A 24,632-nucleotide genomic window follows, 5' to 3' on the forward strand; every position below is an offset into this window, starting at 1 on the left:
CCACAATACTTGCCCTCTTCCGGCAACCAGCGGACCGCCCGTTTGAACACCCTGACCCAACTTCGCAGCGGCGCCCTCCAGGGCGCGCAACGCCTGACCCTGCGCGCCGGCCTGCGCGAGCTGCCCGAGGAGGTCTATTCCCTGGCCGACTCGCTGGAGGAGCTGGACCTGTCCGGCAACGAGCTGGACGACCTGTCCGACGACCTCACCCGGCTGCACCGGCTGCGCGTGATCTTCTGCTCCAACAACCGCTTCACGCGGCTGCCCGAGGTGCTGGGCCGGTGCGAGGCTCTGGAGATGGTGGGCTTCAAGGCCAACCAGATCGCCGAGGTGCCAGCCATCGCGCTGCCGCCGCGGCTGCGCTGGCTGATCCTGACCGACAACCGCATCACCGCCCTGCCCGACGAGCTGGGCCGCAGGCCGCGCCTGCAGAAGATGGCGCTGGCCGGCAACCGGCTGCGCGCCCTGCCCGCCAGCCTCGCGGCCTGCGGGCGGCTGGAGCTGCTGCGCATCTCGGCCAACCAGCTCGACGGCCTGCCCGACTGGCTGCTGGCGCTGCCACGGCTGACCTGGCTGGCCCACGGCGGCAATCCTTTCAGCGCCGCGCACGAGGCGCACGCGCTCAACCACGCACCCATGCCGAGCGTGCCGTGGTCACAGCTCGACGTGCAGGGGCTGCTGGGCGAAGGCGCGTCGGGCCACATCTACCGCGCTGCCCCGGCCGGCGGCGAGGCGGTCGCGGTGAAGGTGTTCAAGGGCGAGGTCACCAGCGACGGCCTGCCTTCCACGGAGCTGGCGGCCTGCCTGCATGCGGGCGCGCACCCGCAGCTGATTCCCGCCATCGGCCGCCTCAGCGACCACCCGGCCGGTGCCGACGGCCTGCTGATGCCGCTGGTGGGCCCCGAGTTCCGCACGCTGGCCGGGCCGCCCAGCCTGGCCAGCTGCACGCGCGATGTCTACGACCCCGCCCTGCGCCTGACGCCACGCGCCGCGTTGACCGTGGCCGCCGGCATCGCCAGCGCGCTGGCCCACCTGCACGCGCGCGGCCTCACGCACGGCGACCTGTACGCACACAACATCCTGCACGACGGCCTGGGTCAGGCGCGGTTGGGCGACTTCGGCGCGGCGTCCTTCCTGGCCAGCGTGCCGGCGCATCAGGCCGTTAGGCTGCAGGCGCTGGACGTGCGCGCGCTGGGCTGCCTGCTGGAAGAGCTGGTGGCCTGCTGCGACGAGCGCACGCCGCCGCTGCAGGCCATGTCAGCGCTCGCGCAGGCCTGCCTGCAGGCGGACATAGACCGCCGACCAAGCGCTGCGGAACTGGCCAAGCTGTTGCTGGTGCAGGTCGCCTAAGTCTTCAACCACGGGGCCAGCGCCTTCGCCAGTTGCCCCAGCAAAGCCGGGTCGGGCATTGGCAACCGCAGGCTGGGCTGGCCCGTCTCGGGGTCGCGCTCGATGCGGATGGGCGGCGCCGCGCCAGGCTGGCGCTGCGCCGCCAGGCCCTGCAACATCGCCGCGCCGGCCTGCAGCAGTTGGGCCCACGCATCAGCCTCGGCCACCGGCTTCTCGCCGCCGTCGGCAGCCTCCCCGGCAGGCGCAGCCGCCTCTTTGGGCAACACAGCGGCCACCGCAGCAGGCAACGGCTCGGGCAGCGCGTGTTCCTCAGCCGCCACCGGCCCAACGCCCTCCCCGGCGCTCTCGTCCTCCCCCATCGCCCCCGCCACCTGCTCCACGCTCTTCATGAAGCTGGCCAGCCGCGTGCCCTGCAGGAAGACCTCGCTGGCGCCGCCGTCAAGCACGCCGGCAAACAGACTCTTCTTGAAGGCCAGCACGCCCAGCATGCCCTCCTCGATGCTGCCCTGGCCGATCAGGTTGACGACCTGCACGCCGCGCGACTGCCCCATGCGGTGCACGCGGCCGATGCGCTGCTCCAGCACCGCCGGGTTCCACGGCAAGTCCATGTTGACCACCAGCGCGGCGGCATGCTGCAGGTTCAGGCCGACGCCGCCGGCATCGGTGCTCAGGAAGATGCGGCAGTCGGGGTCGGTGTTGAAACGCTCCACCAGCGCGCCGCGCTGATCGCCCGGCACGCCACCGTGGAACAGCACATGGCCCCAGGGCCGGCCCGCCAGGCGGCGGCCGATCAGCTCGTGCGTGCCCAGCCACTGGCTGAACACCACCACCTTGGCGGCGGGGTCCTCCAGCCACTCGTCCAGCAAGGTCAGCAGCTCATCAGCCTTACTGCCATGGTCGGTCTCGTGGTCGAGCAGGAAGGTGCTGTTGCAGGCCATGCGCATGTTCTGCAGTGCGCACTGCAGGCGGCGCTGGTCCACGTCCGACAGGTAGCCCGTCTTGCGCCAGCGCGACACGATGCGCGTGACGATGCCGCCGTTCTCGTCATGGTGCACGCGCTGTTGCGGCGTCAGCGGCACGAACAGGCGGTTGTCCACGCGCTCGGGCAGTTGGGCCAGCACCTCGGCCTTGCGCCGGCGCAGCATCACCGGCGCCAGCGTCTGCTGGATGCGGTCCAGCGCGCGGTAGCCGATGACGCGGCCCGCGTCGTCGCGCAACTGGTGCTCGTCCAGCAGCTGCCATGTCGGGCCCAGGCGGTGCTGGTCGACGAACTGCACGATGGAGATCAGTTCCTCCAGGCGGTTCTCCAGCGGCGTGCCGGTGAGCACCAGCGCGTAGGGGCTGGCGATGCGCTTGAGCGCGCGGGCCGCCACCGTGTTCCAGTTCTTGATGCGCTGCGCCTCGTCGGCGATGACCAGTTCGGGCGCCCAGCCGGCGATGAGGTCGGCGTCGCGCGCCAGCATCTCGTAGTTGACGATGCGGCAGAAGGCGTCCTCGGCGTACTGCGCCTGGCGCTGCGGCCGCAGGCCATGGATGACCTGCGCGGGCCGGCCGGCGAAGCGCGCCAACTCTGCCTTCCACTGGTGCTTCAGCGAGGTCGGGCACACCACCAGCACCCGCTGCACGCCGAAGTGGCGCGCCATCAACTCGGCGGCGGCGATGGCCTGCACCGTCTTGCCCAGGCCCATCTCGTCGCCCAGCAAGGCCCGCCCCGCACGCGCCGCGAACAGCGCGCCTTCGGCCTGGTAGGGGTAGAGGCGCGCCTTCAGCAGCTTGTGCAGCGCCTTGTCGTGCGCGCCCTTGGGGTAGGCCTGGGCTAGTGTGAGCTGGCGCTGCTCGGCGTCGCGCACCTGGGCGATGAAGGCCCAGACATCGTCGCTCACGCGCAGCTCGTGGCCGGCGGCCTGCGCCGCCCGGGCCAGCGTGCTCACGTCGTCGAGCCGGTTCCAGGGAAGCGCCCAGCCGGCGGCGGCGTCGAAGCTCTGGCGCGCCCGCTTCAGCAGCGCCGGTGGGCAGGCCGCGCCGGGGTGCAGGCGCAGCTGGCGGGCGCCGAGGTAGTCGAGCCGGACTTCGCTGTGAGCAGCCCCATGGCCGCGTGCCAGGGCCGCCTTGCCACCGCGGCGCGCCTGCAGGCGTGCCAGCGTGAACTCGATGTGCTTGCAGGTGCCCAGGTGGTTGGTGGCGTAGTCCCAGCAGCTGCATGTATTGCGGCCCGGCTCCAGGCCACGGATGGTGACCTGGTAGTGCGTGCCGCTGTCGGGGTTGTCGACGCGGAAGGTCGAGAACACCGGCTCGCTGCCCAGGTTGCGCAAGCCGAAGGCCTGTTCGCGGCCGAACTGGCGTCGCAGCGCCGCCTGCCAGTCGGCCACCGGCAGCGTCTCGGGGCGGCGGGTGCGCGACAGGCGGGGCTCGGCGCTCGTTGTCGGACGGGTTGCGGGCTTGGCTTTGCGCGCAGCGGCAGCAGGCATGGCATCAGCGTGTGTGGCGGCGGGAGCGGCATTGTTGCCGCTGCACGACAAGGCGAACGATCCTCAATCGTTGATCACCACCAACATCCACGCGGCCTCGCGGCACGTCAAGGCGGCTGCAGAGCGGTTCAAGACGGCGGCCCGATGAGCACTGATGCTGCACCAAGTGAGCGACAACATCGCGCCGACCCTCAGCCCGTTCAGCCCCCTGGCCGGGCTTCAGGAAACGGGGGTAGCGGCCGTATCCAAGGCTGAATGTCGGTGGCGGGCAGAGCCGCCGTTCCTGTTCCCAGTGTCCCCTGCGTTGCATCACGGGCAGGAGTGGTCGCGCGCGCACAGGCGCCCGTCCACCATCGCCAGCACCTGATCGGCCTGGGCGATGAGGGCCGGTGCGTGGCTGACGATCAGTACTGCAGGGTCATCCGGCAGTTGCCGAAGCAAGGCCATGAGGGCCTGCGCACTGGCGGCATCCAGGTGGTTCGTCGGCTCGTCCAGCACCAGCAGCCGGGGCCGGCGCAACAAGACCCTGGCCAGGGCCACGCGCTGGCGCTCCCCCCCCGACAGCGGGCTGCCGCCCGGCCCCAGCCGCGTCGCCAGCCCCTCGGGCCGCTCGCTCAGCGCCACCCCCAGGCCCACGGCATGCGCCGCAGCCTGCACGGCCACGCGCGTGGCGCCGGGGGCGGCATAGGCGATGTTGTCGTGCACGGTGCCGGCGAAGAGCACCGGGTTCTGCGGCAGGTAGCCCACGCCACGACGGAACGCCGCGCGATCGATCCAGGCCCAGGGCACGCCGTCAACGCAGACGGCGCCGCTGTCCGCCTCGCCGAGGCCCAGCAGCACGCGCAACAGCGTCGTCTTACCGGCGCCGTTCTCGCCGGTCAGCACGGCGATGCGTCCGGGTTCGAGCGTCAGGTCGACGTTGCGGAACAGGACACGCCCGCCCACACGGCAGTTCACGTCTTCGAGCGTGACCCGCCAGCGCGTCGGCAGCACGGTCCCCTCATGCGCGGGCGCCGGTTGCATCGCCAGCAGGCGCTCGATGCCGGCCAGCGCGGGCATGCCTTGCGCCATCTCCTGCAGCGCGCCGAGCAAGCCCTGCAAGGCGCTGCGCAATGCCAGCAGCAGGAACAACACCGTGGCCAGGTGCGGCCCGGAGACCGCAGGCCCGCCGGCGGTCGTCACCCAAGCGAGCAGGCCCAGCAACGACAAGCCAAGCACCAGCGCATCGACCTCGGCCGTGCAGGCTTGTGTACCCGACAGCCTGCGCGCGAGCGCATGGGTATGAGCGATGGTGGCGCGGCACGCCTCGCGTTCATGAGATTCATGAGACTGGCTGACCGCAAGCTCATGGCGCAGCACGCTGCCACCGAGCTGCTCGTAGAGCTGGTCGATGGCCTCGTGCGTCAAGGCCATCTGAGCCGCCAGCCGCAGCGAGAGCCGCTGGCGCACCAGCCACAGTGCCGACAGCGCCAACAGCAACGGCAGCGCCAGCGCGGGCAGGGTCAGGGCGATGCCGCCCAGACACAACAGCACCAGCACCGCCCCGGGCAGCAGCGTGCCGAAGCAGGCGCGCGCCATCTGGCCCAGCAACTCGCTGTCGCGCGTCATGCCGAGCACGAAGCCCTCGGCGCCGTGGCGCAGCACTACGTCGACCGGCAGGCTCAGCTGCCGGTCCACCAACTGCTCGCGCAGGCGGGTCAGGCCGTGCTGGATGGCATCGATGACGATGCGCTGCCCGGCATAGCCCAGCACGGCCGCAGCCAGCAAGCCTGCGGCAGCGACGCCGGCCCAGGCCGGCACATCGATGCCACGCACGACCTGCCCGACCGCAGCGGACACGAGCAGCAGCACGCCGGCTCGCAGCAAGGCCATCAGCAGCCCGGCGGCCAGCGCCGTCGACCGTGCGCCAAGCAACCGCCACAGCGACCGCATCACGCGGCCCGGCCGCCAGGAGCGCAGCGGGGCCGCCAGCCCCGGGCGACGAGCGAGCGCAGCCACATCCAGCGGTTTTGCCGCGGCGCTGGCAGGTTCAGGCATCGGATTGAACCGCGTTGGCTTGAATGAGGAACCCACGTGAGCCAACCTGCCGATGGCATAGTGAAATCAGACGAACGGGACGGACCGGATGGAGGGATGGCGAGCTTGGGGCGACAAGGCGCGGCTGCGCGGCATGCGCCGGCATGTGCAGGCCTGCTGCATCGCCGGCCGCCTGCAAGCACGGCCCCGGCCGGCCGAGACGCCCGACACCGACCTGCAGCAGCGCGGCGCCGAGCTGTGCACGCAAGCCCTGGCATGCTTCAGCCAGATCCGCGCCGCCTGCGGCGAACGCGTGCTGCTGATCACCCTGCCCTCGCCAGCGGGCCGGGTGTGGTTCGAAGACCTGCGCTGCGCGCTGAAGCACATCGGCGTGGCGGCCCTGCGCATCGACGACGAGCAGGGCTTGACGCCGGCGCTGGTGGCGGGCTTCCAGCCCACGCTGCTGCTCGGCCTGGACACGGATCAGCTTCACCTGCGCCTGCAAGCGGTCGGCATGGATGTGCCATCGCGCTGCACGCGGCTGCTGATCCCCGCACGCGACAGCCCCGAGTCCCGCGCGCCACTGACCGCCGCCGAGTCCCGGCGCCTCGACCGCATGGCCAGTGGCGCCGGCGCGGACCTGCTGCTGTCGCTGCATGCCGAGCCGTTCATGCAGCGCTCGGTAGCGCCGTGGCTGGCCATCGGCAAGCCCTTGCTGTGGCTGCCGCAGGCCGCCAGCCCGTTTCGCGACCGACCCCATGCCGGCGAGCGCGTGTTCGACTACGCCCACCTGTCCGTGGCCAATCCGGAGCGGGTCAAGGCGGTGTGGCAGACGATGTGCGGCATCCTCGCCCGGCACCACGGCCTGTTCGGCGAACGCGAGACCTGGGGCTTCGGCGTGCCGCGGCTGCCGGTTGAAGAGCACGCCCGCTGCCAGGCCCTGGCCCGCGTGTCGCTGGCTCCGCTGGTGGCGCCCCTGCTCGACGTGGCCGGCGATCTGACGCAGCGCGTCTACGCCGCCGCCGCCAGCGCCACCTTCCAGATCACCGAACTCAGCCCGCTGACCCGGCAGCACTTCGACGACGACGAACTCATCGCCGTGCCGCGCGGACCGGGGTCGCTGCACGACACCTTCGATCGCTGGCTGGACGACCGGCCGGGGCGCGAGCGCATCGCGCGGGGCGCGCTGGAGCGCGTGTACCGGGATCACACCAGCCTGCACCGCGCGGTGCAACTCATCGACGAGGTGCAGGCCCGGCGCTGATGGCGGCATGATCATGCGTGCCTCAAGTCAAGGCCCACCGGGCGCCGATGTAGCCACCATGCAGCGCCCGCCGGCACGAGCGCTGCGCCCGCCCAGGCGATGACGCTTGGCTGCGGGTCGAAGACGAAGATGCACAGCTCCGCGACGTAGAACCAGCCCACCGCCAGCATGCGGTGGGCGTGGGCACGCCAGGGTTGCCTGTGCCCGGTGCGCAGGTCAGCAGCCGCCAGGACTCCCAGCGTCAGCGCCGTCCATGCGAAAGCCAGCACGTCGATGAGATCGCGCGCGACCAGGAAGCGCAGGAAGCCATGCAGCACGCCCAGCGCCACCAGCAGGCTCACGACGCCCAGCCCGTGCACCACCCACCGCGACCGCAGGAACTGTGCAGCGCCGCTCAGGGCGAGCAGCAGCGGCTGTAGCGCGAACAGCACGCCGAAGCGGTTGCCCGAATCCGCCGCCAGCCCCACGGCCAGCACGCTGCTGGTGACAACCAGCACCACCAGGCCGCGGCCGATCAGCACGTGATGCCGGCGCCAGGGCGTGGCCCGTGCCATCAGCGCCACCAGCCAGGCCAGCGTCGCGCCGCATGACAGCAGCACATGGGTCGCGATGACACCCTCGCGCGCGCTCACCGAACCTCCTCGGCAACCCGCACCACGCGCATGAAAACGTTCCGCTCCAGCCAGGCCTGCCCGCGCCCCCGCAACACCAGGTGCAGCCCATGGGCGAGGCCGGCCTGCCGGATGCCCTGCTCGTCGCAGTCCTCCGACAACACCATCAGCACCTCCGTGCGCATCAGGTCGAGCGCGGCCAGTTGCGCGAACAGCGCGTCGAAGAACTCGAAGCCCGCACCGCAAAACCAGGCCCGCTCAGGCATCGAACGCGGCGCGCGCGCGTAATACGGCGGGTTGATCAGGATGCAGTCCAGCGCCGGGGTGTGGATGCCGGCCAGCAGGTCGGCCACCACCACCGTCAGCGCCAGCCCGTTCGCCTGCGCATTGAAGGCGGCATTGGCCGCCGCAGCGGGGTTGATGTCCGACGCGATGACCTGCGCGCCGGCCCGGGCCACGGCCAGGCCGATGACGCCGCTGCCGCAGCCCATGTCGAGCACGCGACGGCCCGGCCACGGGCCGGGGCCGTCTGCCGAGAGCAGCCAGCGGGCGAAGAGCGCCGAGCTCAGCGTCGGGCCGGGCGGGAAGACGCCCGGGTCTATGCGCAGCCGCAAGCTGCCCAGGCGCCAGTGCTGCGCCTCCCGGCCGGCGCGCGCCAGGCGGCGCTGCAGCCACGGCGAGACGACCCGCCGCACCGGCCCGCGCGCGAGGCGCGCCAGCAGGCCGTGGCGCGGCAGGCCCCAGCTCATGCCGGCTGCATCCCGCTGCGGCGATGCCACCACATGCCCAGCCGCGAGCGCCACCAGGCCAGCCGGTGGGCCAGCGCGCGCGCACCGAACGGGCGCGCGGCCGTGGTCACCGCATGGGTGTGGGTGAGCAGACGCACCGCGTGGCGGTAGTAGTCGTCGCTGTAGGTGCGCGGGTAGCGGCGGTCGCGGTCGCTGCCCTGATCGAAAGGCGGCGCCGTGGTCTGGTCGGCCACCTGGTCATGGAACAGCGTGCCGCGGATCGGGTAGGCCAGCGTCACCGTGAACAGGTCCGGCCGCGCCTCACGCAGGTAGCGCTCGGTGGCGACGATGTCCGACTCGGTCTCGCCGGGGTAGCCCAGCATCAGGAAGGTGCCGGTCTGGATGCCCGCATCGGACGCCGCGCGGATCATCGCGGTGACCTGCTCGACGCGCACCTGACGCTGCATGGCGTCCAGGATGCGCTGGGAGCCGCTCTCCGCGCCTATCCAGACGCGCACGCAGCCGGTGCGTGCCAGCAGCTGCACGACCCGCTCGTTCATGCGATCGGCCCGCGTGATGCATTCGTAGCGGATGCGCAGCCCGGCGGCATCGAGCGCCTCGGCGAACCCGGCGAGCCAGTTGTGGTTGATCGTGAACACGTCGTCGACGAACCAGAACTGGTCGGGTGCGTAGCGGTCCACCAGGTTGCGCAGTTCGGCCACCACATGCTGTGGCGAGCGGCGGCGGTAGCTGGTGCCGTAGACGGCGCGGCTGCACCAGGCGCACTTGTAGGGGCAGCCGCGCTGGGTGCTGACGTTCAGCGAGGTCTGGCCATGGGCGGCGCGCCAGGCCTGCAGATAGGGCTGCAGGTCGATGCGATGACGCGCGGGCTCGGGCAGCTCGTCGAGCTCGGGCACGAAGCGGCGATCGCCAGTGAACACCGGCTGCCCCTGGGCATCGGCGTGAATGAGGCCGGGGATCGCGGCCAACGCTGCAGCGTCCCGGCAGGCCTCCTGCGACAGCCGCGCCACGTCGGCCATCGTCTGCTCGCCCTCGCCGACGACCAGCAGGTGCGCGCCGTGGCTCAGGTAGTCGGCGGCGTTGTGGCGCACGTCGGGCCCGCCCAGCACGATGACGGGGCCGTCCTCGCCACCGCCCAGCGCCGCGATCAGACGCAGCACCGAGCTGCGTGTCATCAGCGTCACGTAGAAGGCCATCATGCGCGGCCGCAGGGCACCCACGCGCTGCACGAAGGTGTCGGCATCGAGGAAAGTGGCGTCGATGACGTGGTGGTCAATGCCGTCGCGATCCAGCCATGCCGAGATGGACAGCAGGCCCAGCGGCGGATAGGGCCGCATGATGCGCTGCTCGATGGCGTCGTCGGCGATGAAATAGCCGTGTGTCAGGATCAGGCTCATCGTCACCGCCTGCGCCACTGAATCAGCGCATGGTCCGACAGGCAGGCACCCCAGGCGGCCGTGAGCCAGCGGCGGTCAAGCCGCTCCATCAGCGCCAGCCAGCGCGGCGCACGGCGTGCCAGCGGTTCCAGGTAGGACGGCGGCACCGCCAACCCGACCGGGCGTACCCGCTCGCGCTGGAAGTGGCTGCCCAGAGCCCGCTGCATGTCGGCCACGCCGTGGTACCACACCGACAGCGGGGGCTGGGCGTCGCCCAGGCGGGCCGACACCGGCCCGCCGCGCCAGCGCCGTGCGGCCCGGCGGGGTTGCAGGTGCAGCAAGGCCCAGGCGCTTTCCCACAGGCACAGCCGCGGCATCACGACGGCGATGACCTGCCCCTGTGGCGCCAGGCAAGCCGCCAGCGGAGCCGCCAAGTCTTGCAGCACCTCGGGCGACAGGCAGTTCAGACCACCGAAGTTGGAGAACACGAGGTCGAACGGCCCGCCCAGGTCCTGCGCCCTCACCTCACCGGATGCCAGCGCCTGGACGTCCAGCAGCTGCGTCTGCAGCCGATGACCGAGCCCGCTGCACTCGAACTTGCCGCGCGCCACGCGCAGCATCTCGCCCGACACGTCGGTGGCCACCACACGATGACCGGCGCGGGCCATGTGCAGTGCATCCTCGCCGGTGCCGCAGTTCAACTCGAGCACGGCAAGGGTCCGGCCATGCAGGCACAGGCAGTCGTCCAGGACGTCCCAGACCACGCGCCGCTGCGCCGCACCCACCAGGCTGTGGGTGAAGTCGCCGTCGTAGCCGGCGGCCAATGCATCAAAGGCGGCCGCACTCATGGCGAGACCACGGCGCCGGCGGGCGCCGGCAGACGCTGTTCGCGCCACATGCCAATCCGCGCTGACAGCAGCGACGGCGTGACACGCAGCAGGGAGGCCAGCGTGCGGAGCCGGCCACCGCGCGCCGGTGGCGGCAACCGCCCACGCAGCACCGACCAGCAGCGTGCGACGTGGAAACGCCGCGACGTGTAGGCATGCAGATGCCGGTAGAACGCCGGTGAGAAGGTGCCGGGAAACATCAGGTCCAGGTCGTTGCTATGCAGCCAGTGGGTCTTGCTCCCCATCTGGGCTTTGACGCGATCATGAAACTTGGTGCCCGGCAGTGGGTAGGACACCGAGATGCCGATCTCATCGGGCATCAGTTGAGCTACCATCTGCTGCGTGAGTCGGATGTCCTCGCCCGTTTCGCCCAGATAGCCGAACTGCAAGAACAGGGCCGACCTGACACCGTGCCGCTTCAGCGCCTGCACGGCACCGTCGATCTGTGCACGGGTGATGCCCTTGTCCATCGCGTCGAGGACACGCTGCGAGCCGCTCTCGGCACCAATCCACGCCGTCTCCAGGCCCGAACGCACCATCGCGTGGAGCTCCCCGGCGTCGCGCAGCAGCAGGTCGGCGCGGGTCTGGATGGTGTAGTGCAAGTCCAGGCCACGCTCTTGCACGAGCGTTGCAAAGCGCTGCACCCAGCCCGGCTTCAGGCCGAACAGGTCGTCGGTGATCCAGAAGTGCTCGGCGCCGTGGCGCTGCACCAGCAGCTGCATCTCATCCACCACCTGCTCCGGCGACCGGACGGTGTAGCGCTTGCCATAGAGCGGCTTGGCACACCAGTTGCATGCATACGGGCAGCCGCGCGTGGTGGCGACGTTGAGCGAGAAGCGGCCGTGCCGGCGCCGCCAGATCTCTCGATAGGGCGCCAGGTCAACGAGATCCCAGGCCGGCGGGGGCAGGCGGTCCAGGTCGGTGATGGGCGCCCGTGCCTGAGAGCGCAGCACGCAATCCCCGTCCAGGTAGGCCAGCCCCGGGATGTCGGCCCAGGGCCTGCCGTCGCGCCAAGCGGTCAGCACGTCGGCCAGCGTGGCCTCGCTTTCGCCGCGTATGACGGCCGCCGCGCCCGCGCGCAGATAGGGCTCGGGGAAGTCCGTCGCGTCGGAGCTGCAGACGGCCACGCGGGCTCCGAAGGCGCGTGCCAGCCTCACCATCTGCAGGGCTGCATCCCGCATGCGGTCGAGGCACATCTTGGTGAGGTAGTTGAAGCCGTCCTCCTGCAGGAGGACGAAGGCCGGGCGCTCGCGCTCCAGGCGGCGCAGGAAGTCGAGCTCGCTGTCGGCCAGGCCTGCGTCGAACACCCCGGCTGTGAAGCCAAGGCTGCGCACCAGCCCGGCCGCATACAGGCTGCCCAGCGGCGGATACGGCTTGCCGGCCTGCCATTGCTTGGGATCGAGCCGGTAGTAGTAGGCGGATGCCACCAGCACGGTGCCGTCGGCGGTGCCACGCGAGATGGGTGAACCTGCCTGCTGCTCCAACCGGTCCAGATTCGTTTGGTAGCGGTCGAGGATGCGGTACTTCCACTCCATGCTGTGGACCTTGGCCACATCCCGGCTGACTTCAAAGCTGTTGCGCGCCGTCAGCGACTGCAACTGCGCAATGGTGCGGCGATGACGCCGGCAGACCAGCCGCCAGGCGCACCAGTCAAGCAGCCCACCCACAGGCCCGCTCAAGGCCATCTCGCCGAGACGGCGCCGCGCGGTGCGCACGGGCTCTTCGGGGCTTGCCTGGATAGGCCGGTTCGGCAGATAGGTCTTAGCCCAGAGATTGGCTTCCTGCATGCGCCTGAGCACAGGCCCGCCAGCCACCGGGATCAACGTGGACAGCTCCATCGCCGTGAACGCATCCCGCCGCTCCAGCGCCAGCCTGTGGCTCGCGATCGTGTAGTTGGAGCACAGCATCGCGGGCGAGGCGAGCTTGCGTCGGTGGAATCGCAGCAACGCGTAGACCAGCCACAACCGCCCCGGGCGCGTGATGATGAGGAAGTCGAAATCGCCATCCTCTGCCAGCGACCGCTTGGACAGCGAGCCTGAGATGGCCACACCGTCGACGAAAGGCAGGCGCATCAGGCCGCGCCCGACGGCAACCGCCTGCGGCATGGCTTCGTCGGCGCGGGCGCGGTTGGCCGACCAACGTTCGATCGGGTCGCCCATCTCCGCGATCCAGAAGCACTCATCCCGGTAGGCCACCAGCCCTGCGGTCTGCAGACGCTGCAGTGCGCCCGCCACCTCGCTGATCGACACCCACGGCGTGTCCAGGAATTGCCTCACCTCCTCGAGCGTCAATGGGCAGCCGAACACCTGGCGATAGGCAAGCGTCCTCAGCACCGCCTGCTGGACGACATCCAGCGGCAGCCTCAGCGCTGCTCCGGGTTCAGTGAGCTTCAGCATAAAACCCTTCCACCTCGGGACGCGTATACCGGCGCAGGCGTTGCAACACCTTCAACTCAAGCGGCCGCCGGTACACGCCGCTCCAGTAGCGCGGCAGCGATGCGAGCTGCATCATTCGGCGACCCCAGTTGCCCAGGCTGAAGTCGGTGCACGTCGGATAACGAGCGTTCAACACGGTCTCGAAGTCGTGGATGTGCCGCACCATCTCTGGCGTCAGCCACGGCGTCAGCGGATTGCGGTGCAGGTCGAACGAGGCCCACGACGGGCTCACCCATTCCTCCAGCGTGGTCGGGAAGCGAAAACCGGCGGCCTGGCTGCTCTGCTGCAGCGCGCTGCCCTCGGTGGGCACCGGGCTGTAGATGTAGAGAATGATCTCGGTCGCCGGGCTCTGATCCTTAAGCCTGCGGATGAAGCCGATGTCGCGCTGGATCTGGCTCCAGACCTGGGCCTCGGTGGGCCGCGGAAAGCCGAGCACAAACGAGTACTCGGGGATGATGCCGAACGACAGCAGCCGGGCGGCGAAGCGCAGGATCTGCTCACCCGACTGGCGGCCGCCCTTGTCGACCATGGCCAACACCTCGTCGTCGCCACTTTCCGCACCGAAGAAGATCATGCGGCAGCCGGCCTCGCGCATCAGTGCCAGCGTCTCATCGCTGTAGCGATCCATCGTATCGATGCGGCCCTCGCCCCACCAGGTCATGCCCTGCCCGCGCATGCGCTCGGCAAAGGCGCGAACCCTCTTCTCGGAAACGAAGAAGTTGTTGTCTGTGAACTCGATGGCGTCCACGCCGTGGGCGTCGCGCATCTGCAGCACGTCGTTGGCCACCGACTCGGCCGAGCGCGCCACCCAGCGCCCCTGGTAGAGAGGCACCACGGCGCAGAAGGCGCACATGAAGGGGCAGCCCATGCTGGTGTGCATGGCGTGGGTACGGCGGCCGAGGAAGGTGCGGGGCAGGTAGCGCGCGATCGGGTGGCGCCGCGCCAGCAGGTTGAGCGGCAGTGGCGGCTGGAGGTCCAGGTCGGGCATCGGCGCGCGGCCGGTGCGCACCAGGCCACCCTCCCGCTGAAAAATCAGTCCCGGGATCGCATCGGTCGAGCGCCCCTCGCACAGCGCCCGCAACAGCGCAGGCAGAGCCCCCTCGCCGGCCGATTGCACGACGTAGTCCACCCAGCCCGACTGCAGCACGGCCTGCGGATGGTTGGAAGGAAAGTAGCCGCCCCAAATCGTGACGATGCCGGGAAAGCGCTCCCGCACCTGGCGGGCAACCGGCACCGCCTGCCGCAACTGCGGCCCGGGCATCACGGTACAGCCGAAGAAGCCGAAGCGGCCGGAGGCCAGCATCGGCTCGATCACCGCCCAGGGATCAGGCTCTAGGTTCCCATCCACCAGCTCGACCTCACAGGTGCCGCCCAGAGCCGCGGCGATGTGCAGCAGGCTGTTCGGCACGCGGCAGGTGCGCGTGGCCCAGGGATTGAAGAGCAGGATGGCCGGCTTGGGCGTCGCAGCTACGGTCGTGTTGGCGTCTGCCTGTGCGACGGCAGGCCGTCTCAGGAAGACCATGGGGACGCCGACGGGCGACACTGTCACGACGCTGTCAGAACATGCCATGCAGCTCGACGAAGCTCAGTCGCCGGTTGTCGACCGCGTTCTGCGGAATGCCGCCGAACTTCCGGTAGCCCGCGCGCAGTTGCACGAAGGCAATGGGCGTGTACTCGTAGACCAGGCTCCAGCGCACCTTGTTGTCGTTGGCCACGCGGCGGTCCGGGTCGAGGTACTCGCTGGTGAGCTTCAGGTTGTGGCCTTGCTGCACCAGCCAGTTGGCCTCCAGCAGCGTCGCGAACTGGCGGCGGCTGCCCTCGGGGTAGCCGGTGTCACTGACCAGGTCGACCTCGGCCAGCCAGGCGATGGGGCCTGTCGTCGTGCCTGCAAACAGCCCGTAGGCCTCGCGGTTGCCGGCCGCCGACTTGACCCGCGCCGCCGCCGCGCCGACGCGGCCCCAGGGCTGCAGCCAGGTCGCCTGGGCCGTCGTCTGGTGGCCGCCGGACCCGCCGCTGTTGCCCGGGCCATTGCTGCGCACGACCTGGATGGACCACTCATCGGTCTCGCGGCCCAGCTCCACGCCCTTGTCGGGCACCGTCATGCTGACGCCGCTGAGCTGCCGCACGATGGCCAGGCTGTCCTGCAGCCGCCAGCCGAACGGCAGGTAGAACTGGCCCGCCTTGGCATACCAGCCCAGGCCCGGCGTCGACAGGCGCACATAGGCCTCCTGGCGCTCGGCCTTGCCCGGGGCGACCTGCTGGTCCAGATGGACGCCCAGGTAGTCCTTGATCAGCTGCACGTCGGCGTACAGCCGCACCTGCTCCGTGCCGCCTACCTGCGTGGTCGGCCGGCCGGAGACCGCCGTGCGCGTGGTCGCCGTGCGCAGATCGCCACCCAGGCGCAGGCGGTCGTCGAACAGCGAGCCGTTCCAGCCCTGCAGTGCGTCGGGCAGCGCATTGGCCGGGATGGCACCCTGGGCGAAGGCGTTGCCCACCGCGTTGCGCAGACCGCCGCCGGTCGGGTTCACATGGCAGGCCACGCACTTGATGCCACTGCGGATGGCGAGATAGGGCTCGGCGCGCGCGGCGCCGGAGATCAACAGTGCCAGGGCCAGGCCCAGCAACAGGCGTGCGGCCTTCATGGCTGGGCTCCGTTGTTGATCCACTGGCGGATCAGCGCAATCGTCGGCGCGTCGAGGAAGGGCCCGCCCAGCGGCATGCGCGCTCCGACGGCCTGGTGGCCTTCGAGCTTGTGGATGAGGTAGCTGTTGGCCGCATCGCCCGGCGCCACGCGCTTTAGCGAGGGCACGCCGCCGCTGTTCACGCCCACCAACATCGCGTAGCTGTTGGTCGCGTCCAGCCGCAGGCCGCGCGGCGCGCTGGCGCCGGCATGGCAGCCGGTGCACGCGGGCGTGAGGACATGCGCCTGGATGGAGGCGAAGCTCGCCGTCATCGGCCCGTTCGGGTCAGTGCCTTCACCGACAGGCCGGCCATTTGCATCCAGCCCGTCACCACTGCCGCCGCCGCAACCTGCGACCAACGCTGCGGTGACGCCGAGCGCCACCCACATCCTTGTCTTCACCCTCATCGCTGCCCTTTCGCGGTTGTCATTGCGGCGTGAGTGCCGGCCCGCAACGCGAGGGTTCAAGCGAAAGGAAAAAGTTTGATCAGAAAGCCGTGGTCAGGTTGAGCAGCGCCGTGCGGCGACGCGTCGCATCGATCCATACAAACGGCCCGCCCCGGCTGGCGGCCACCCACAGCAGCTGCAGCTCGCTGCCTGCGCCGAGCTGAACGGACACGCCGGCACGCAGGTCCAGCCGCCAGGCGCGCGGCGGCCAGCGGTAGACGACGCTGGGCCGACCCCAGCCGCGCAGCAGGCCCAGGTGGCCCACGGCCGCCACGCTCTGGGTCAGCGGCCACTGCAGGTTGAACTCGCCGTAGAGGCTGCGCTGGCCGTTGCCGTAGTAGTCCGGCGACGCGTACAGGCGCAGGCTCCAGCGCTCGCCGAGCAAGGCCGCATAGGCCTCGGCGAAGTCGTAGTGCTGCAGGTTGTCGAAGCAGTGCGCGAGCAGCCCCGCCTCGGCATCCAGCCCCGGGCGCAGCTCGACGACGCGCCCGCCATAGGCGCGCAGCCAGCCGCTGCGGCGGCCGTTGTCGAAGCGGGCTCGCGCCAGCGACGCGCCCGCATACCAACCGCCCTCGCCGTCCCAGGCCAGGCCCAGCTGCGCGGCGGGCTTGTCGCCGCTGTAGCTGACGCCGCGTTCGCGCGCGTCCGACTGCAGCGACAGCGTGGCGCCGACGTCCGCCTGTGCGCCCGCAGCGCCCAGCCAGAGCGGGGCGAGCAGCGTGAACAGTCGAAGAAATTGGGCCGGGCGCGCGGGGGGCATCAGTCCACAGTTTGCCCCAGCGCCTTGCAGCTGGACACGCGCGTGCCCACGTGGCGGGCCAGCGTCGCGCAGCTGTCGAGGCGACCTTGGGCGGCCGTGACGAGGGCAGTCGCCGACGGCGCACGCATGTCCAGCTCGCGCACCAGCGCCAGCAGCCCCGCCGCATGCGCCGCCGCGAACGACGAGCCCGTCACCACCGTCCAGCCGCCGCCCGGCGCCGTGCTCGGCACGTCGCGCCCCGGCGCGAACACGGCGCCGATCGGCAGCGGCGGCGCGTTGCCCACCACCAGCACACCCGGGTGGCTGGCGGGGAAGCGGCTGCCCGGCCCGCCCCGGGTCGGCAGCGCCGCGACAATGGTGGCGCCGCGCGCCTGCGCCTGGTCCAGCAGCAGGCCCAGAAGCCGGTCGTCCGGCCCGCCCAGGCTCAGGTTGATGATGTGGGCGCCCTGCTGGATGGCCGCGTACAAGGCCTTGGCCAGGCCGAGGCTGGTGCACATGGTTTGCGCATTGGCCGCCTGCCAGCAGGCGCGCAGCGCAATGAGCCGGGCCTGCGGCGCAATGCCGGCGATGCCCGCGCCGTTGTCGGCCCGCGCCGCGATGATGCCGGCCACCGCCGTGCCATGGCCCTCGGCGGGCGGCGGGCGGTCGTCGACGAAGTTCTGGTTGTGCGCCACCTGACCGGCCAGGTCGGGGTGGTCGGCCTGCACGCCGCTGTCGATGACGGCCACGCGCACGCCGCGGCCGGTGGCCAGCTGGTGCAGCTCCGCCAGCTGCCACTGCTGCGCGGCGGGCTGGGCGGCGTAGAGCGGCTCCTGGCCCGCGCCCTCGGCCTGATAGAGGCTGACGGGCTGAGCCCAGGCCACGCGAGCGTCCTCGGCCACGGCCGTGGCGGCCTCGGCGGGGCTGCGGCGGTCGCCGTCGGGCAGGCGCATGACAAAGCAGTCCACGCCGGCCAGCGGCATGGGCCAGTCACTGCGGATCTCCAGCCCGTGGCGGCGTGCCAGGTCTTGCGCCACCCGCTGGCGCGACTGCCGGCCCACGCCCGTGCCGTAGCTGCCGGCATAGCTGCCATCGGGCCGGTAGTGGGCCTTGGGCAGGTTCAGCATGACCAGCACCTGGCGCTGCGCCTCCTCGGCCTGCGCGAAGGCGCGCGGCGCGGCCGCCATCAGCAGCAGCGCGGCCAGCAACACCAGCCAGCGCTTCATCGCGCCGGCCCGGGCTGCAGCGGCTCGGCCATCGCCACCAGCGGCGACACGCGCAACGCCGCCAGCCCGCGCGGCTCGACGCGCAGCAGCCAGGCGCCGGTCTCCGTCGGCCCGGCGACGACGCTCGCGCCCTGCGCCCGCAGCAGCTCGCGCAGCGCCTGCTCGCTGGTGCCGGGTTTGAACATGACGAGGGCGTCCGCCGCCACCGGCGCCGTGCCGGCTGCAGACAGTCCCTCGTAGCCCGGCGCTTCCACGCGCGCCTGCAGCCACAGGCCCAGCAGCAGCGCGCATGCCGCGCCCTGCAGCCCCAGCGCCCAGGGCATCCAGCGTTGCCGGGCCGGCTTGGGCTCGGGCCGCATGCTGGCGTGCAGCTTCGCCAGGCCGGCCTCCACGTCACCGCCCGCAGGCGCCGCGCCGGCCGCGCTCAGCAGCGTCTGCATCGGCCGCTCGGCGGCCAGCTCGTTGCGGCAGTCGGGGCAATGCAGCAGATGCCGCTGCACCTCGGCCATTTCATCGTCGCCCAGCTGGCCACGCGCAAACCAGGGCAGCAAGGCCTGCACGGCCGCATGCTCGTCGTGTTGTTCCATCGGGATCACCACACTCATGACAGTTCTCCATGATGACCGGCCAGGTCATCCAGCAGCAGGCGCAGGCGCCGCCGCGCATAAAACATCCGCGTCTTCACGGTCTCGGGCGGGCAGCCCACCACTTCGGCGATCTCGCCGTAGGCCATGTCATGGAAGTAGCACAGCTCCACGACGGCGCGGTGCTCCGGCGACAGCTCGGCCATGGCCTCGCGCAGCCGGCCGCGCAGCTGGGCGAGGTTGAGCTGCTCGACCGGCCCCGGCCCCGGGTCGGCCGCCTCGTCGGCCTCGTCCATGTCCATCGGCAGGTCTTGCCGGCTCAGCGCCTTCAGGCCCTTGCGGTAGGCGATGCCGAAGATCCAGGTCGACAGCTTGCTGCGCCCGTCGAAGCTGTCGGCTCGCTGCCAGACGACCAGCATGGTGTCGTTCAGCGCCTCCTCAATGGCCTCGGGCTGGCGCATCAGGTGCGTCAGGAAGCGCCACAGCCGGGGGTGGTAGACGCGATAGAGCGCGTCGAAGTCGGCCCGCCGGCCGCGCTGGATGCCGGCGAGCAGGGTCAGTTCGACGGTTTCCGAGGTCTGCGCGCGGCCTTCCGGCGGGGCGGACTCGCGTTTCTTTCGGATGCTGGGCCAGATGGACATGCGTGTGAGTTCCAGGCCGACGCCCGAAGGTTCAAACGGCATCCTAGGGTTTTGCCGCGCGGTATCGTTGCGGCCATGAGCGACGCCTCCTCAATGTCATTGCCCGAGCCGGCCGAGGGGTGGCAGGACGGCTCGCCCGACGCCGAACCGCAGCTGCTGGCCAGCGGCGAGCGCGAATGGCGGGTCAGCGGCGACTGGACGCTGCTGGCGCTGCGCGGCCGCTACGACGAGTTCCGCCAGCGCGTGGCCGGCGCCGTGGCCGCGGGCAGCGACCCGCTGTGGGACCTGCGCGGCGTTCGCCGGCTGGACACCGCAGGCGCGCTGACGCTGTGGCAGGGCTGGGGCAGGAAGGCGCCGGCCCGGCTGCTGTGGCTGCCGGAGCACGTGACGCTGTTCGCGCAGTTCCTGCAGCCCGTCGCTCTGCCCAAACGGGGCCCCCGCCTGGGCCCCGGCCTGGCCTTTGCCGAGGCTCAGCTCATGGCCTTTGCGCGGCATGCCGTCGACCTTGTCGCGCTGACCGGCCGCCTGCTGCTGGACGTGGTGCTGGTGCTGCGCCACCCGTCGCTGATCGGCTGGCGCGAGATCTCGGCCAACGTCTACCGCACCGGCGCGCAGGCGCTGCCGATCACGGCGCTGGTGGGCTTCCTCGTCGGCCTGACGCTGTCCTACCTGATCTCGCGCCAGCTCAAGACCTATGGCGCCGACATCTTCGTCATCAACATCCTGGGCCTGGCCGTGCTGCGCGAGCTGGGGCCACTGCTGGCGGCCATCATCGTGGCGGGCCGCTCGGGCTCGGCGATGACGGCGCAGATCGGCGTCATGCGCGTCACGCAGGAGCTGGACGCGCTGTCCGTCATGGGCATCTCGCACACCGTGCGGCTGGTGCTGCCCAAGGTCTTGGCGCTGGCCATCTCGCTGCCACTGGTGGCGCTGTGGACGAGCGCGCTGATGCTGCTGGGCGGCATTGCCGCCGCGAGCGCCCAGCTCAAGCTGGACCCGGTGCAGTTCCTGCATCTGCTGCCTGGCGTCGTCGAGCCGGTGAACCTGTGGCTGGGCTGGATCAAGTCGGTGCTGTTCGGCGGCCTCATCGCGCTGCTGGCCTGCCACTTCGGGCTGCGCGTGAAGCCCAACACCGAGAGCCTGGGCCAGAGCGTGACGCAGTCGGTGGTCACGGCGATCACGCTGGTCATCGTCGTCGATGCGATCTTCGCAGTGCTGTTCTCCAACGTGGGCATATGAACACCGAAGCCATCATCGAAGTCGACAACGTGACGACCGCCTTCGGCAGCCACGTCATCCACCGCCACCTCAACCTCACCGTGCATCGCGGCGAGGTCATGGCGCTGATCGGCGGTTCGGGCTCGGGCAAGACGACGCTGCTGCGCCTGCTGCTGGGCCTGGACGTGCCGCAGGCCGGCAGCGTCAAGATCTTCGGCCACCCGCTGGGCCGCTGCGCCGTGCGCGACCTGGAGCGCGTGCGCTACCGCTGGGGCGTGCTGTTCCAGGCCGGCGCGCTGTTCTCGGCGCTCAGCGTGTTCGACAACGTCGCGCTGCCGCTGCGCGAGCTCAAAAGCGTGCCGGCGGACATGGTCAAGCCCCTGGTCATGCTCAAGCTGGCCCAGGTGGGCCTGAAGCCGGACGACGCACTGAAGCGCCCGGCGGAGCTGTCGGGCGGCATGATCAAGCGCGTGTCGCTGGCGCGGGCGCTGATCCTGGACCCGCAGCTGCTGTTCCTGGACGAGCCCACCGCCGGGCTGGACCCGGACAGCGCCAAGCAGTTCGTCAAGCTGCTGCGCAAGCTGCGCCAGGAGCTGGGCCTGACCGTCGTGATGGTCACGCACGACGTGGACACGCTGTTCGCCGTCGTCGACCGCGTGGCCGTGCTGGCCGAGCAGCGCATCCTGGCCTGCGGGCCGCTGGCCGAGGTGGCGCGGCTGCCGCATCCCTTCGTGCGCAACTTCTTCCTGGGCCATGTCGAGCGCTGCGCGGAGGAGGACCTGAAGCGCTTCCGCCTCAGCCTGGACGACACCAGCGAGGATGGCGGCGTGCCCGCCGTGCTGCGCGAAGAACAAACCGTTTGACTCCACCGATATGGAAAACAAAGCCCACGCCCTCGCCGCCGGCCTCTTCTTGCTGCTGCTGGGCCTCGCGCTGGCGGCCAGCGTCGCCTGGTTCCAGGGCGACACCACCGAGCGCGTCCACTACACCGTCGTCTCGCGCAGCGGCGTGCCGGGCCTGAACCTGAAGGCGCCCGTCAAGCTGCGCGGCGTGGAGGTGGGCTGGGTCGACAGCATCGGCTTCGACCCCGAGGACCCGCGCCAGATCCTCGTCGGCATCACGGTCGACGCGGCCGCGCCGGTGTCGGCCAGCACGCATGCGCAGCTGGGCCTGCAGGGTGTCACCGGCCTGTCCTTCGTCAGCCTGGAAGAGACCGACGCCAAGGCGCCGCTGCAGCGAGCCGCGCCGGGCGCGCGGCTGGCGCTCAAGCCGACGCTGCTGGACCGCCTGGCCGACAGCGGCCCGCTGCTGCTGGCCCGCTTCACGGAGACGGCCGACCGACTCAACGCACTCCTCAGCGACGACAACCGCGCGCAGCTCGGCCGCAGCCTGGTTCAACTGGAGCAGGCCGCCAGCGACACCAGCCGCCTGATGGCCGCGCTGCAGCCGGGTGCGCGCGAGCTGCCGGTCTTCCTGAAGGACGCCGACGCGACGGCCCGGCGCGCGACCGCAGCGCTGGGCGAGATCGAGGCGCTGGCCGCCGACAGCCGCGCACTGGCGCAGGAGCTGAAGACCCGCGTCGCCGTGCTGGACCGGCTGGACGGCGCCGCTGCGCAACTGCAGACGACCACGCGCAACCTCGAAGTCGCGCTGGTCGGCGACACGCCGCCGCGCAGCCGGCCGCTGCTGGGCGACATCGCCGCCGCCAGCCGCAGCGTGGAGCGCGCCGCCACCGATCTCGGCGACCAGCCGCAAAGCCTGCTCTTTGGCCGCGGCGCCCGCGCACCCGGGCCCGGCGAGACCGGCTTTGCCGAACGACTGAAGGACGGCAAATGAAGCGCCTTGCCCTGCTGACCCTGGCTCTGGCGCTGAGCGCCTGCTCGCTCGCGCCCACCGCGCCCACACGCGCCGTCTACGACCTCGGCCCCGCGCCCGCCGCTGCGGCTGCCGGTGGCACGCTGGCCTGGCGCCTCGCCGACGTCACCGCCCCGCCCTGGCTCAGCGGCGAGGGTATCGCCTACCGCCTGAGCTTCCAGCAGGCCCAGCGCCTGCAGCACTACCGCGACAGCGTCTGGGCCGCGCCACCCGCCGCGTTGCTGACGCAGCGGCTGCGCGAACAGCTCGCGGCCGTACCGGGTTGCGCTGGCAAGCCGGCCAGCCTGCTGGCCATCCACCTCGACGAGTTCGAGCAGGTCTTCAGCAGCGCCACCAACAGCCAGGCCGTGCTGCGCGTGCAGGCCACGCTCTGGCCCGCTGGCGGCGGCGCGGCGCGGCAGCAGCACTGGCGCCTTGAACGCGCCGCCTCGCCCGACGCGCCGGGCGCCGTGCGCGCGCTGGCGCAGACGGTCGACGATTGGCTGCCGCAGCTGAGCGGCTGGCTGGCCACGACCTGCCGGTGAGCGCGCCGCGCATCGCCCTGGCGCTGGTACTGCTGCCCGTGCTGGCCTGGGCAGCCTTCACGGCGGCGCTGTGGTGGACGCAGGAGAGCCTGCTCTTTCACCCCCAGCCGCTGCCGGACGACACCCGGCTGGCCACCGAGCCCGATGTGCATGAGCGCTTCGTCGACGTGCCCGGCGCACGCCTGTCTGTGCTGGACCTGCGCCTGCCCGAGCCGCGCGGCGTCGTGTTCTTCCTGCACGGCAATGCCGGCAATCTGCAGAGCTGGTTCACCAACACCGAGTTCTACCGCCGCGCCGGTTTCGACCTGGTGATGCCGGACTACCGGGGCTATGGCAAGAGCACCGGTCGCATCGAGAGCGAAGCCCAGCTGCACGCCGACGTGATGGCGGTGTGGCGCAGCATCGCGCCGCGCTATGCCGGCAAGCGCATCGTCTTTTACGGCCGCTCGCTGGGCACGGGCCTGGCGGCCGAGCTGGCGGCGACGGTGCAGCCGGACCTGACCGTGCTGGTGTCACCCTACGCCAGCATCGTCGGCATGGCACGCGGGCACTACCCCTGGCTGCCGCCGCAGGTGGTGCGCTCCCCGCTGCGAACTGACCGCGTCATCGGGCGCATCCGCGGCCCGCTGCTGCTGGTGCATGGCGACCGCGACGAGGTCATCCCGTTCAGCGAGAGCGCCAAGCTCCAGGCCGTCGTGCCGCAGGCGCGGCTGGTGCGCATCGCCGGCGGCGGCCACAACGACTTGCAGGACCTGCCGGCCTACCGGCAGGCCGTGACGGACGCGCTCGCGGCGCTGCGCTGATCAGGCGCGGCGGCGGCGCAGCCAGCCCAGCAGCAGCACACCGGCACCGGCCATCGCCCAGGTCGACGGCTCGGGCACGGCGCTGAGCACGTCACCATCGCGCAGCGCCAGCGCCTGCATGGGCACGCCCTTCTCGTTGAGGCTCTGCATGCCGAGGCCGAAGTGGTAGCTCCAGGCGTAGTTGGCATTGCCGGTCACGCCGCTGCCGCTCCAGTAGTTGCCCGGCTGCAGGCCGGTGAAGCCGGCGGTGTTGGCCAGGCCCCAGCTCGTGCCCTGGCCCTCCCAGCCGCGGAACTGGCCGGCCGTCGTGTAGCCCGGCAGATTGCCCAGCGTGACCTGGAACAGATGGGCCAGCTCGCTGTACTCGCCCGGGCCGCCAGTCGGCACGTTGTAGCCGCAGTCGCCGCCGTTGTAGGTGACCAGGCTGCAACCGGGGAAGCCGGTGTCCAGCGTCGTCGGCAGCCGCCAATCGTCCCAGCCGCCCACCTGCAGGCCGCCGGCCCAGTCGCGCGCCTGGGCCCAGCTCTGCAGGCTGGGCGCGCCGGCCTGGCGCAGCCAGGTCACGTCCAGCACGCTGTCGTAGAAGAAGGCGGCCTGGGCGCTGTCCAGCGCGACGGCCTGGCCTTGCAGGTTGCGGGCCTGCAGCGTGCCCTGCCAGGTGCCCTGGCCGGGGATGGCGGTGGCCTGGGCGGCGAGTGCAAGGGCGGTCAAGGCGAAGGTGAGCAAGGTTTTCATCGTT

General features: G+C 71.2%; 22 protein-coding genes. 7 read left to right on the forward strand and 15 right to left on the reverse strand.

Annotated elements, in window-relative coordinates; translation table 11 throughout:
• Positions 1-42: 42 nt before the first annotated feature.
• Positions 43-1,350, forward strand: a complete 1,308-nt coding sequence (locus ACG00Y_RS02560) for a leucine-rich repeat-containing protein kinase family protein (RefSeq protein WP_394475704.1) — start codon at positions 43-45, stop codon at positions 1,348-1,350.
• On the opposite strand, the gene ACG00Y_RS02565 is transcribed toward ACG00Y_RS02560, so the two are convergent.
• Both ACG00Y_RS02565 and ACG00Y_RS02570 read right to left on the reverse strand, forming a co-directional pair.
• Entirely contained in the window at positions 1,347-3,818 is a 2,472-nt protein-coding gene (locus tag ACG00Y_RS02565; RefSeq protein WP_394475705.1) for a DEAD/DEAH box helicase, read from the reverse strand. The genes ACG00Y_RS02560 and ACG00Y_RS02565 overlap by 4 nt on opposite strands.
• 309 nt (positions 3,819-4,127) lie before the next feature.
• Entirely contained in the window at positions 4,128-5,855 is a 1,728-nt protein-coding gene (locus ACG00Y_RS02570) for an ATP-binding cassette domain-containing protein (protein ID WP_394475706.1), read from the reverse strand.
• An 88-nt stretch (positions 5,856-5,943) separates the two neighbouring features.
• Between ACG00Y_RS02570 and ACG00Y_RS02575 the strand changes: the two genes are divergently transcribed.
• Entirely contained in the window at positions 5,944-7,098 is a 1,155-nt protein-coding gene (locus ACG00Y_RS02575) for a glycosyltransferase family protein (RefSeq protein ID WP_394475707.1), read from the forward strand.
• 11 nt (positions 7,099-7,109) lie between these two features.
• Here ACG00Y_RS02575 and ACG00Y_RS02580 read toward each other — a convergent pair whose 3' ends face one another.
• From ACG00Y_RS02580 to ACG00Y_RS02635, 12 genes are all read right to left on the reverse strand, one after another.
• On the reverse strand, positions 7,110-7,730 hold the full coding sequence (locus ACG00Y_RS02580) for a hypothetical protein (RefSeq protein WP_394475708.1): 621 nt from the start codon (positions 7,728-7,730) through the stop codon (positions 7,110-7,112).
• Entirely contained in the window at positions 7,727-8,458 is a 732-nt protein-coding gene (locus ACG00Y_RS02585) for a methyltransferase (protein ID WP_394475709.1), read from the reverse strand. The genes ACG00Y_RS02580 and ACG00Y_RS02585 overlap by 4 nt, the downstream gene beginning before the upstream one ends.
• Positions 8,455-9,855 carry a B12-binding domain-containing radical SAM protein gene (locus ACG00Y_RS02590; protein WP_394475710.1) on the reverse strand — a complete coding sequence of 467 codons (1,401 nt, stop codon included), beginning with the start codon at positions 9,853-9,855 and terminating at the stop codon, positions 8,455-8,457. Before ACG00Y_RS02590 ends, ACG00Y_RS02585 begins: the two co-directional genes overlap by 4 nt.
• Before the next feature lie 2 nt (positions 9,856-9,857).
• Positions 9,858-10,682: a class I SAM-dependent methyltransferase gene (locus tag ACG00Y_RS02595; protein ID WP_394475711.1), complete on the reverse strand. Its 825-nt coding sequence runs from the start codon at positions 10,680-10,682 to the stop codon at positions 9,858-9,860.
• Positions 10,679-13,117 (reverse strand): B12-binding domain-containing radical SAM protein, encoded by a 2,439-nt coding sequence (locus tag ACG00Y_RS02600; protein WP_394475712.1) that lies wholly within the window; start codon positions 13,115-13,117, stop codon positions 10,679-10,681. The genes ACG00Y_RS02595 and ACG00Y_RS02600 overlap by 4 nt, the downstream gene beginning before the upstream one ends.
• The gene (locus ACG00Y_RS02605; RefSeq protein ID WP_394475713.1) at positions 13,101-14,678 is read right to left on the reverse strand and encodes a B12-binding domain-containing radical SAM protein; all 1,578 of its coding nucleotides are present in this window, start codon (positions 14,676-14,678) and stop codon (positions 13,101-13,103) included. Before ACG00Y_RS02605 ends, ACG00Y_RS02600 begins: the two co-directional genes overlap by 17 nt.
• A 34-nt stretch (positions 14,679-14,712) precedes the next feature.
• Entirely contained in the window at positions 14,713-15,798 is a 1,086-nt protein-coding gene (locus ACG00Y_RS02610; RefSeq protein WP_394475714.1) for a hypothetical protein, read from the reverse strand.
• Positions 15,795-16,244, reverse strand: a complete 450-nt coding sequence (locus ACG00Y_RS02615) for a hypothetical protein (protein ID WP_394475715.1) — start codon at positions 16,242-16,244, stop codon at positions 15,795-15,797. Before ACG00Y_RS02615 ends, ACG00Y_RS02610 begins: the two co-directional genes overlap by 4 nt.
• Before the next feature lie 79 nt (positions 16,245-16,323).
• Entirely contained in the window at positions 16,324-17,043 is a 720-nt protein-coding gene (locus ACG00Y_RS02620; protein ID WP_394475717.1) for a TorF family putative porin, read from the reverse strand.
• A complete protein-coding gene (locus ACG00Y_RS02625) occupies positions 17,043-18,248 on the reverse strand; it encodes a S8 family peptidase (protein ID WP_394475718.1) in 1,206 nt (401 codons plus the stop codon). The genes ACG00Y_RS02620 and ACG00Y_RS02625 overlap by 1 nt, the downstream gene beginning before the upstream one ends.
• The gene (locus tag ACG00Y_RS02630; protein ID WP_394475719.1) at positions 18,245-18,853 is read right to left on the reverse strand and encodes a zf-HC2 domain-containing protein; all 609 of its coding nucleotides are present in this window, start codon (positions 18,851-18,853) and stop codon (positions 18,245-18,247) included. Before ACG00Y_RS02630 ends, ACG00Y_RS02625 begins: the two co-directional genes overlap by 4 nt.
• The gene (locus ACG00Y_RS02635) at positions 18,850-19,473 is read right to left on the reverse strand and encodes an RNA polymerase sigma factor (protein ID WP_394475720.1); all 624 of its coding nucleotides are present in this window, start codon (positions 19,471-19,473) and stop codon (positions 18,850-18,852) included. Before ACG00Y_RS02635 ends, ACG00Y_RS02630 begins: the two co-directional genes overlap by 4 nt.
• A 75-nt stretch (positions 19,474-19,548) precedes the next feature.
• Between ACG00Y_RS02635 and ACG00Y_RS02640 the strand changes: the two genes are divergently transcribed.
• Genes ACG00Y_RS02640 through ACG00Y_RS02660 form a run of 5 tightly spaced genes read left to right on the forward strand, consistent with a single transcriptional unit; the run spans position 19,549 to position 23,893 of the window.
• On the forward strand, positions 19,549-20,712 hold the full coding sequence (locus ACG00Y_RS02640; RefSeq protein WP_394475721.1) for an MlaE family ABC transporter permease: 1,164 nt from the start codon (positions 19,549-19,551) through the stop codon (positions 20,710-20,712).
• Positions 20,709-21,554: an ABC transporter ATP-binding protein gene (locus ACG00Y_RS02645; RefSeq protein ID WP_394475722.1), complete on the forward strand. Its 846-nt coding sequence runs from the start codon at positions 20,709-20,711 to the stop codon at positions 21,552-21,554. The genes ACG00Y_RS02640 and ACG00Y_RS02645 overlap by 4 nt, the downstream gene beginning before the upstream one ends.
• A gap of 10 nt (positions 21,555-21,564) precedes the next feature.
• The gene (locus ACG00Y_RS02650; protein ID WP_394475723.1) at positions 21,565-22,527 is read left to right on the forward strand and encodes an MlaD family protein; all 963 of its coding nucleotides are present in this window, start codon (positions 21,565-21,567) and stop codon (positions 22,525-22,527) included.
• Complete coding sequence (locus ACG00Y_RS02655) at positions 22,524-23,090, forward strand: ABC-type transport auxiliary lipoprotein family protein (protein ID WP_394475724.1); 567 nt, start codon at positions 22,524-22,526, stop codon at positions 23,088-23,090. Before ACG00Y_RS02650 ends, ACG00Y_RS02655 begins: the two co-directional genes overlap by 4 nt.
• On the forward strand, positions 23,045-23,893 hold the full coding sequence (locus ACG00Y_RS02660) for an alpha/beta hydrolase (RefSeq protein WP_394475725.1): 849 nt from the start codon (positions 23,045-23,047) through the stop codon (positions 23,891-23,893). The genes ACG00Y_RS02655 and ACG00Y_RS02660 overlap by 46 nt, the downstream gene beginning before the upstream one ends.
• On the opposite strand, the gene ACG00Y_RS02665 is transcribed toward ACG00Y_RS02660, so the two are convergent.
• Positions 23,894-24,628, reverse strand: coding sequence for an Lcl domain-containing protein (locus tag ACG00Y_RS02665; protein ID WP_394475726.1), 735 nt, complete (start codon positions 24,626-24,628; stop codon positions 23,894-23,896).
• Positions 24,629-24,632 lie beyond the last annotated feature (4 nt).

This window comes from Pelomonas parva, from assembly GCF_043555835.1.
Taxonomy (GTDB): Bacteria; Pseudomonadota; Gammaproteobacteria; order Burkholderiales; family Burkholderiaceae_C; genus Pelomonas; species Pelomonas parva.